Source organism: Lactobacillus helveticus DSM 20075 = CGMCC 1.1877, assembly GCF_000160855.1.
GTDB lineage: Bacteria > Bacillota > Bacilli > Lactobacillales > Lactobacillaceae > Lactobacillus > Lactobacillus helveticus.
Genome location: NZ_GG700771.1, coordinates 1 through 1468, shown reverse-complemented (window position 1 = coordinate 1468; position 1468 = coordinate 1). Strand labels below are relative to the sequence as shown.

Here is a 1468-nt window from a genome sequence, read left to right as displayed (position 1 = left end):
TGATATGAACCCCAAATTTTGGACATATTATTGGACTGCTTTATTTAAGACCATATTTCGATATTCTATCGGAGTATGGTTTTTTAGTACCGTTTTGATTCTATCATGATTGTAGTAATGAATGTATTCTTTGATTGCTTGCTCTAATTCATCCATGGTTTTGAATGTTTTTTCAAAGCCATAGAACATCTCACGCTTAAGAATACCAAAAAACCCTTCCATTAAGCCATCATCTAAAGAATTGCCTTTGCGTGACATAGATTGAGAAACACCATGATTTTTAAGCCAAGCTTGGAATGCAGCGTGCTGATATTGCCAGCCTTGATCAGTATGAAAAATTAGGCCATTAAGAGCTGGATGTTTCTTATAAGCTAAATCCAGCATATCCATAACTTGTTTCAATACTGGATGACGGCTTAATGTATAAGCAACAATCTCTTGACTGCAGCCATCCATCACAGGCGATAGATAAAGCTTTTCTCCATTAAGGTGAAATTCAGTAATATCTGAGTACCAATGCCTATCTGGGATAATCGCCGCAAAATGACGTTTAATTAAATTGGACTTGATTTTTCCAATAGTTCCTTTATAGCTTGAATATTTAAATCTACGTCTGATGGTAATGGCATATAAATGCATTTTGACCATTAATCGCTTGACGCGCTTATGATTCACTCTCATACCTTCTCGATGCAATTGAGCAGTAATTCTGCGGTAACCATACCGGTGTCTGTGCTCTTCGAATATTTCTTTAATCCGCTTCATAACTTTTTCGTTTTTTAAATTTTTGTCATCTTTAGTCAAAGTGTAGTAATAATTACTGCGCGACAGATGTGGCAGATCAGGATTGGCATTGATCGTATCAAGCACAAACTTAACGGTTACGTGAAGTTCCTGCCTTAGCTGAGTAACCGTAGTAGCTATTTCTTGTGCTGTTGGTTTTTGGTTCTTTGGGAGACTAAGGCGTTCAATTTTTTTACAAACTCGTTCTCGACAGTAAGTCTTAAGTTCTTCTGTTTTAGGTCTTTTATCTGCCTTTGAAGCTCCTCTATCTGCTTGTCTTTGTTCTTCATGGGTAGGTCTGCCTTTCTTGTGATTAATGACATTATACCCATCTTCTTTATATTTGCGAATCCAATTATGAATTTGTCCACCATTGGATAAACCTAGCTCTAATGATACTCGGCGAGCTGATTCATGAGCAAAAAGGACTCTTTTAATGGCTTTTTCTTTGAACTCTGTTGCATAATTTTCGTATGGCTTATCTAGAACTTTTACTCCATAACGCTCCATTAAGCTTAATACATATCTTAAATTACCAGAAGTAACATTGTATTCTCTACCTAATTGCTCAACTGATTTACCATAATTTTTCCAGCTATTGTAAATATCAATTTTGTCTTGTTTAGATAATTTGGACATAACAAAAACCTCGAAATTCTTGTCCGAATTTCGGGGTTCATATCAT

At 35.8% G+C, this 1468-nt stretch carries 1 protein-coding gene; it reads right to left on the bottom strand.

What is annotated here, in order from left to right; genetic code table 11:
• Nucleotides 1-27: 27 nt before the first annotated feature.
• On the bottom strand, nucleotides 28-1422 hold the full coding sequence (locus HMPREF0518_RS09495) for an IS3 family transposase (RefSeq protein WP_003627964.1): 1395 nt from the start codon (nucleotides 1420-1422) through the stop codon (nucleotides 28-30).
• Between the last annotated feature and the right edge of the window lie 46 nt (nucleotides 1423-1468).